Annotated in this window: 8 protein-coding genes; 7 read left to right on the plus strand and 1 reads right to left on the minus strand. The window is 38.0% G+C overall.

The annotated features are described in order from the left end of the window. Positions 1-62 precede the first annotated feature (62 nt). Both AB3X49_RS13840 and AB3X49_RS13845 read left to right on the plus strand, forming a co-directional pair. Positions 63-641, plus strand: a complete 579-nt coding sequence (locus tag AB3X49_RS13840) for an AAA family ATPase (RefSeq protein ID WP_367962791.1) — start codon at positions 63-65, stop codon at positions 639-641. Then, the gene (locus tag AB3X49_RS13845; protein WP_002167821.1) at positions 638-1,210 is read left to right on the plus strand and encodes a DJ-1/PfpI family protein; all 573 of its coding nucleotides are present in this window, start codon (positions 638-640) and stop codon (positions 1,208-1,210) included. Before AB3X49_RS13840 ends, AB3X49_RS13845 begins: the two co-directional genes overlap by 4 nt. A 13-nt stretch (positions 1,211-1,223) precedes the next feature. On the opposite strand, the gene AB3X49_RS13850 is transcribed toward AB3X49_RS13845, so the two are convergent. Next, the gene (locus AB3X49_RS13850; RefSeq protein ID WP_085960791.1) at positions 1,224-2,192 is read right to left on the minus strand and encodes a class I SAM-dependent methyltransferase; all 969 of its coding nucleotides are present in this window, start codon (positions 2,190-2,192) and stop codon (positions 1,224-1,226) included. A 181-nt stretch (positions 2,193-2,373) separates the two neighbouring features. Here AB3X49_RS13850 and hutP point away from each other — a divergent pair, with 181 nt between their 5' ends. From hutP to hutG, 5 genes are all read left to right on the plus strand, one after another. Next, complete coding sequence (gene hutP, locus AB3X49_RS13855) at positions 2,374-2,814, plus strand: histidine utilization transcription antiterminator HutP (RefSeq protein ID WP_000926519.1); 441 nt, start codon at positions 2,374-2,376, stop codon at positions 2,812-2,814. 102 nt (positions 2,815-2,916) lie between these two features. Continuing rightward, positions 2,917-4,434, plus strand: a complete 1,518-nt coding sequence (gene hutH, locus AB3X49_RS13860) for a histidine ammonia-lyase (RefSeq protein ID WP_002033511.1) — start codon at positions 2,917-2,919, stop codon at positions 4,432-4,434. A gap of 23 nt (positions 4,435-4,457) precedes the next feature. Then, positions 4,458-6,116, plus strand: coding sequence for a urocanate hydratase (hutU, locus tag AB3X49_RS13865; RefSeq protein ID WP_002033512.1), 1,659 nt, complete (start codon positions 4,458-4,460; stop codon positions 6,114-6,116). 12 nt (positions 6,117-6,128) lie between these two features. Then, positions 6,129-7,400: an imidazolonepropionase gene (gene hutI, locus AB3X49_RS13870; RefSeq protein WP_002128543.1), complete on the plus strand. Its 1,272-nt coding sequence runs from the start codon at positions 6,129-6,131 to the stop codon at positions 7,398-7,400. Next, on the plus strand, positions 7,379-8,350 hold the full coding sequence (hutG, locus tag AB3X49_RS13875) for a formimidoylglutamase (RefSeq protein WP_367962795.1): 972 nt from the start codon (positions 7,379-7,381) through the stop codon (positions 8,348-8,350). The genes hutI and hutG overlap by 22 nt, the downstream gene beginning before the upstream one ends. The last annotated feature ends 181 nt before the right edge of the window (positions 8,351-8,531 follow it).

Below are 8,531 nucleotides of genomic sequence, written 5' to 3' on the forward strand. Positions count from 1 at the left end.
TGTTGATAGTTTTCAAAATTCTGTTTATTATTTATGTAATACAGTACAAGGGAATGAGAGGGATGACATACGTAATTTCACTCCAAGGACCGATGGCAAGTGGGAAAACAACATTGGCAAAAAGGTTAGAGCAATATGAGCTTTCAATTATATACGAAAATCCATATCCAATTGTAGAAAAAAGAAAAGAATTACATTTAGATATGAACTCAAAAGAGGGGTTTATTACGAATCAAAAAATGTTTATTGAAGCAAAAATAAAAGAGTTTCAAAATGTGAAAAGTTCAGTCGTGATTTTTGATCGTGGGCCAGAAGATATTGAATTTTATACACTCTTTTATCCGAAATTGATAGGGAAAGAGTGGGGTATAGAAACAGAATTAAAAGATGAATTGTATAAATTAAGAGAATGCCGTTCGGATGCAATTTTTTATTTAGATGTTTCGAAAGAGAGTTTGTATGATAGGAGAAATAATGATAGGACAAGAAATCGAAGTACATTTGAGGAACAATTTAAATTAGTAGAAGTTGAAAAAGAATGGTATAAACAATTTCCCGTAACTTATGTGGACACTAATATATTATCAGTGGACGAATTAGAGGCATATTTTATAGGGTGGCTAAGGGAGAAAAGGCTATGAAAAAAATATTATTATTCGTATACCCGACATTTGCAGAGTTTGAAATAACGGTAGCAACAGCATTGCTGAAAAAGAAATATGAAATCATTACAGCGGGTTTAACAAAAGAAATGATTATAAGTGAAACAGGCTTACAAGTACAGCCGCATATAGAATTAAGTGAAGTGCGTGTAGAAGAATATGAGGGGATTATCATTCCGGGCGGAGATGAAATACATATGAAAGAGGCGAAACTGCTTTTTTCAGTTATTCGTCAATTTTCTGAGCAAGGAAAATTAGTGGCAGCGATTTGTGCTGGACCGTATGCGTTAGCAAGGGCAGGTTTACTAAAAGAAATCTCTTATACAGTGACCATAGATTATCAAAAATTAGATTGTTTTCCAGTAGAAAATTTTGTGTATACAGAAGTTGTACAGCATGCAAATATTATTACAGCACAAGGACATGCATTTGTGCCATTTGGACTAGCGATTGCCTCCTATTTTGGAGTAGTGAATGAACATAATACAAATTTTTATAGTGGAAAGGGCAATATAATGATGGAGAATCTTTTACCGGAAAACGTGTAAAAGCTAGCGAATGCTAGCTCTTTTCTTTTTTACATCGATAAATCACTAACGTTTTCGGATCGCGCCATATACCGTTATGAAATGATAAATCATTTTCTATTTCTTCTTTTAGCCATTCCTTCATTTCGGTGTGAAGGGACATATTATCAGGTATATTCAACGACGGGAACATGCTAGAAATATAGTTAACGATTGGAGTGGCATGATGAAAAACAAGTGCATTATGAATAATTGTTTCTTCAACAGTTGAAAAAACAGAGTGTAATAGATCTTTACCATTTTCTAAACAAAATGGAGCTACTGACGGTGATGTTTTTGGTAAATCAAATGTGACTAACATTTTGTTACACATTTCATCTATACGAGGTAATGAAACTTTAGAATTTGTTGTAGCTAAAAGGGCGCCGCCAGGACGAATTATCTTATGGAATCCTTGAATAGTTTTTTCGACATCTTTCATGTGGTATAACATATGCCTTGCGATTAGCAGGTCATAACAATTAGCTTCGAAAGGAAGTTTACTAGCGTCACCGAGTTTCCATTCAATCATATTATTCGTTATAGCAGCTTCAGAAAGCATAGTTTCGGATTGATCAAAACCAGTTAGATGTCCTTTATGACCATTAGTTTGCAAAAGGGAAAGAAATTTTCCGTTAGCACACCCGACCTCTAATATTTTTTCTTCCCCTTGGAGTTGTAAATGTTCAATGACGACTTCATCTACATTCACTTGTTTTTCTTCGTAATGTTTATGCGTATCGATACGTGTTTGTAAATGGTTACTTACGTTGTATTGGCGTTTTACATCATTCATTTTTTCACATTCCACCTTTATGCAAAATTGCTGAATCGCATGTGTTAATACATCTGTTTTATTTAAACCTTCGTAATGGAGTGCGTCTTCAAACCTTGTAAGTAATTTTTCTTCAATTCGAAAATGAATATCTTTTCGCTTCGCCACTGAAATTTCGCCCCTTTGCATCTGTTAGTGAGACTATAGCACGTCTGAAAAAAATCTGTAAATAAATTGTGTACACAAGTACAAGTATGAGAGGGATAAAAAATTGCTTGAATAATATTTTAAACTATTGACGATTTAACCGTTTTCATATATTCTTAAATTAAGTAATATTCAAATAATTCAAAAGAAATGAGAGAGTCACATGCTTCTTCAAGGAACACATCGAATTGGTCGTATGGCCATGCTGTTGGCACTTGCGGATGAGAATGAAAGTCCCGTATTATCTATTCCGAAAGGTTGGAAATATTGTACTGGGAAAGTTGGTTCTATGAATTCGCAAAAAGTAGTAGCAGCAATGGAAACAGCGGCTAAGAGCAACCGAGTTATTGAAACAGATGTTTACAGAGAAACACATGCACTTTATCATGCAATTATGGAAGCTTTGTACGGAGTGACGAGAGGTCAAATTCAGTTAGCAGACGTTCTTCGTACAGTAGGACTTCGCTTTGCGATTGTGCGCGGTACACCATACGACGGAAAAAAAGAAGGCGAATGGGTTGCTGTTGCACTTTATGGAACGATTGGTGCACCTGTAAAAGGATCTGAGCATGAGGCGATTGGTTTAGGAATTAATCACATATGATTTGCCCATAGTCTATTAGTTAGAAGGGGGCCTTATTTTTTAGGACAGAAGTCTGTCTTAAAAAGATAAGGTCCCCTTTTGCCTTTATAAGGAGGAAAAAGAATGATTACGTTAACAGGACACACATTGACAGTTGAAGAAATGAAGAGGTTGTTACTTGAAGGTGAAGGTGTAACAGCTTGCCCAACTAGTATGCAAAAAGTGGCAGAGTGCCGCGAAGTTGTCGAGAAAATTGTAGAGGACGGAAAAGTCGTTTACGGTATTACAACTGGATTTGGAAAGTTTAGTGATGTACTTATTCAAAAAGATGATGTAAAAGCACTTCAACACAACTTAATTCAGTCACATGCGTGCGGAATAGGCGATCCATTCCCTGAAGAAGTATCACGCGGTATGTTGATTTTACGAGCTAATACGATGTTAAAAGGAGTATCGGGTGTTAGACCACTTGTTGTAAACATGCTTCTTGAGTTTGTAAATCGTAAAATTCATCCAGTCGTTCCGCAACAAGGATCACTAGGAGCGAGCGGTGATTTAGCACCTTTATCTCATCTTGCTCTCGTTTTATTAGGTGAAGGTGAAGTGTTCTACAAAGGAAAACGAGTTCATGCGATGGTTGCTCTTACAGAAGAAGGACTTGAACCTATTGAACTTGAAGCAAAAGAAGGTCTTGCGTTAATCAATGGTACGCAGGCAATGACAGCGCAAGGGGTTCTTTCTTATATAGAAGCTGAAGCAAGTGCTTATCAATCAGAATTAATTGCATCGATGACAATGGAAGGATTACGCGGCATTATTGATGCATTCGATGAAAATGTTCATAAAGCGCGTGGTTATAAAGAGCAAGTCGAAGTGGCAAGCAGAATTCGTGATATTCTTCATGATAGTAAACTTGTGACAAAACAAGGAGAACTTCGTGTACAAGATGCATATTCACTTCGTTGTATCCCGCAGGTTCACGGTGCTTCTTGGCAAGTTTTAAATTATGTGAAAGAAAAATTAGAAATTGAAATGAATGCAGCAACAGATAATCCACTTATTTTTGATGGCGGTGAAAAAGTAATCTCTGGTGGTAATTTCCACGGACAACCAATTGCATTTGCAATGGACTTCTTAAAAGTAGGGATGGCGGAGCTTGCAAATATTTCAGAGCGCCGTATTGAACGCCTAGTAAATCCGCAATTAAATGACTTACCACCATTTTTAAGTCCAGAACCAGGACTTCAATCAGGTGCCATGATTATGCAATATGCAGCGGCTTCACTCGTTTCAGAAAATAAAACGTTAGCTCATCCAGCGAGTGTAGATTCAATTCCGTCTTCAGCTAACCAAGAAGATCACGTAAGTATGGGAACAATCGCTTCACGTCATGCGCATCAAATTATTCAAAATGCAAGACGTGTTCTTGCAATTGAGATGATCTGTGCGATGCAAGCAGCAGAATATCGCGGAATTGAAAACATGAGTACAGTTACAAAAACGTTCTATCATCAAGGTCGTCAGCAAGTGCCTTCTATTACAAATGACCGTATATTCTCAACGGATATTGAAAATATCGCGCATTGGTTAAAAACGAATTATTCAATAAAGGAAAGATTGGATGTAAATGCAGCACTATAAAACGAGAAAAGGGAGAGATTGAAATGGAAAAAGTACAACAAACAATTCGTGCGGCAAGAGGTACTGAGTTACAAACGAAAGGATGGGTTCAAGAAGCTGCACTTCGAATGTTAATGAACAATTTAGATCCTGAAGTAGCTGAAAAACCAGAAGAATTAGTTGTATATGGCGGAATTGGCCGTGCAGCTCGTAATTGGGAAAGCTACCATGCAATTGTTGATTCATTAAAAACGTTAGAAAACGATGAAACGTTACTTGTTCAATCAGGAAAACCGGTAGCAATTTTTAAATCACATGAAGATGCGCCTCGCGTTCTTTTAGCGAACTCAAACTTAGTACCGAAGTGGGCGAACTGGGATCACTTCCGTGAACTAGAGAAAAAAGGTCTTATGATGTACGGACAAATGACAGCGGGTAGCTGGATTTACATTGGGACACAAGGGATTTTACAAGGAACATATGAAACATTTGGTGAAGCGGCACGTCAACATTTCGATGGTTCATTAAAAGGTACTGTAACGATTACTGCTGGTTTAGGTGGCATGGGTGGCGCACAACCGCTTGCTGTAACGATGAACGGCGGTGTTGTAATTGCTATTGATGTAGATAAGCGTAGTATCGATCGTCGTATTGAAAAGAGATATTGTGATAAGTATACAGAATCATTAGAAGAAGCATTGGCTATTGCAAACGAATATAAAGAGAAGAAAGAGCCTATTTCAATTGGATTATTAGGTAATGCAGCAGAAATTTTACCTGAGTTAGTAAACCGTAATATTATCCCTGACTTAGTTACGGATCAAACTTCTGCCCATGATCCATTAAACGGTTATATTCCAGTAGGTTACACAGTAGAAGAAGCAGCGAAGCTTCGTGAAGAAGATCCAGAACGTTACGTACAATTATCAAAAGAAAGTATGAAAAAACATGTAGAAGCAATGCTTGCAATGCAAGAAAAAGGCGCGATTACATTTGATTACGGAAATAACATTCGCCAAGTTGCTTTCGATGAAGGATTAAAAAATGCTTTCGATTTCCCGGGATTCGTTCCAGCATTTATCCGTCCATTATTCTGTGAAGGAAAAGGACCATTCCGCTGGGTAGCACTTTCTGGTGATCCAGAAGATATTTATAAAACAGACGAAGTTATTTTACGCGAGTTCGCGGATAATGAGCATTTATGTAATTGGATTCGTATGGCACGTCAGCAAGTTGAGTTCCAAGGTCTTCCATCACGTATTTGTTGGCTTGGTTATGGCGAGCGTGCGAAATTTGGCCGCATTATTAATGAAATGGTGGCTAATGGTGAATTATCAGCACCGATCGTTATCGGCCGTGACCATTTAGATTGTGGATCAGTAGCATCTCCAAACCGTGAAACAGAATCTATGAAAGACGGTAGTGATGCAGTAGCAGACTGGCCAATTTTAAATGCATTAATTAACAGTGTAAACGGTGCAAGCTGGGTGTCTGTTCATCACGGTGGTGGCGTTGGTATGGGTTATTCACTTCACGCTGGAATGGTTATCGTTGCAGATGGAACAGAAGCAGCGGCAAAACGTATTGAACGCGTATTAACTTCTGACCCTGGTATGGGTGTTGTTCGTCACGTTGATGCAGGCTATGACTTAGCGGTTCAAACTGCGAAAGAAAAAGGCGTTAACATTCCAATGATGAAATAAGGAGGAAGAAACATGCTGGACACTTTACTAATAAATATCGGTCAATTACTAACAATGGATCAAGAAGATGGCTTGTTAAGACGGGAAGCGATGAATACGCTTCCTGTTATTGAAAACGGTGCGGTTGGAATTGAAAATGGTGTAATTACTTTCGTTGGAACAGCGGAAGAAGCTAAAGGATTACAAGCGAAAGAGGTTATTGATTGCGGTGGGAAAATGGTTTCTCCTGGTCTTGTTGATCCGCATACTCATCTTGTATTTGGTGGATCTCGTGAAAATGAAATCGCGCTAAAACTACAAGGAGTTCCGTACTTGGAAATTTTAGAACAAGGTGGAGGTATTCTTTCAACTGTAAATGCAACGAAACAAGCGTCGAAAGAAGAACTTGTTCAAAAAGCTAAATTCCATTTAGACCGTATGCTATCTTTCGGAGTTACAACTGTAGAAGCGAAGAGTGGTTACGGATTGGATGATGAGACAGAATGGAAACAATTAGAGGCAACTGCACAATTACAAAAAGAGCATCCAATCGATTTAGTTTCAACATTTTTAGGTGCTCATGCAGTTCCGAAAGAGTACAAAGGAAAATCGAAAGAATTTTTACAATGGATGCTAGATCTATTGCCAGAAATGAAAGAGAAGCAATTAGCTGAGTTCGTTGATATTTTCTGTGAAACAGGTGTGTTCTCTGTAGAAGAATCAAAAGAATTTTTATTAAAAGCGAAAGAGCTTGGCTTTGATGTGAAAATTCATGCAGATGAAATCGACCCTCTTGGTGGTGCGGAAGCAGCGGCTGAAATTGGTGCAGCATCAGCGGACCATTTAGTTGGCGCTTCTGATAAAGGAATTGAAATGCTTGCGAATTCTAATACAGTAGCAACTTTATTACCAGGAACAACTTTCTATTTAAATAAAGAAAGCTTCGCACGCGGCCGCAAAATGATTGATGAAGGTGTTGCAGTTGCTTTAGCTACAGACTTTAACCCAGGTAGCTGTCCAACTGAAAACATTCAGCTTATTATGAGCATTGCGATGCTGAAACTGAAAATGACACCAGAAGAAGTTTGGAATGCGGTAACAGTGAACTCATCTTATGCCATTAATCGAGGCGATGTAGCTGGGAAAATTAGAGTTGGTCGTAAGGCGGATTTAGTTTTATGGGATGCTTATAATTACGCTTACGTACCGTACCATTACGGCGTAAGTCATGTAAATACAGTATGGAAGAATGGGAATATCGCATATACAAGAGGTGAACAATCGTGGAGCACGGCCACTATTTAAAGAAAAATGCAAAGTTTATCGATCGTGAAGTGACGAAGTGGAGCGAAATGATTAAAAATTGGGAAGAAGGTGTGGAAATATTCGGTGCTGCCTTAATTGGAGCGCCCCTTTCTAAACCATCTATTAGTCATTCAGGAGCATGTTTTGCACCAAAAACAATTCGTTCAATGTTGGATGCATATAGCACGTACGCAATTACAGAAGAACACGATATGAAAGGAAGTGTTCTTCATGATTGTGGTGATATTACGATGCATGTGACAGATATAAAAGAGAGTCATAACCGAATTGCGAAAACAGTTGGTCACTTGACGAAAGTAAATCCGAAAATGATACCAATCGTTCTTGGTGGTGACCACTCGATTAGTTTTCCGAGTATAACTGGTTTTGCAAATAGTAAAGGGAAGGTCGGTATTATTCAATTTGATGCCCATCATGATTTACGTAATTTAGATGATGGTGGTCCATCAAATGGTACACCGTTCCGTAGTTTGCTAGAAAATGATGTGATTACAGGAAAACAGCTCGTTCAAATTGGGATTCGTAATTTTTCAAATGCACGAGCGTACCATGAATATGCAAAAGAGCATGGCGTGACAGTGTATACAATGAAAGATGTAAGAGAGCGAAAAATAAAAGATCTTATTTCAGAAAGTATTGAAGTATTAAGAAAACAAGATGTGACTTCTATTTATATTTCTCTTGATATGGACGTACTAGACCAAGCGTTTGCGCCGGGCTGTCCAGCAATTGGCCCTGGTGGGATGGATAGTACAACTTTACTTGATGCAATTGAATTCCTTGGTAAAGAGCCACTCGTTCAAGGGATGGATATAGTAGAAATTGATCCAACTCTTGATTTTAGGGATATGACGAGTAGAGTAGCTGCGCAAGTGATTATGAGTTTTCTTTTAGCGCGAGAAACGATTAGTAAACAGGTTAGTATATAAGCGAAGGATCGTGTGTGAAGTTTTGAAGCAACCGTTTTTGTCATTATATAAAAATACATCGCTACTTATATGTAGTGATGTGTTTTTTTGTTTTACAAGGTATATAAAATTGGAGAAAATGGGTGTAGAAATGTAACAAAATCGCGGGTTTTTTAGTGTTTCTGTACAGATTGAATTTTTA

Origin of the sequence: Bacillus sp. C30 (genome assembly GCF_040838255.1) — a bacterium.
GTDB classification, from domain to species: Bacteria; Bacillota; Bacilli; order Bacillales; family Bacillaceae_G; genus Bacillus_A; species Bacillus_A mycoides.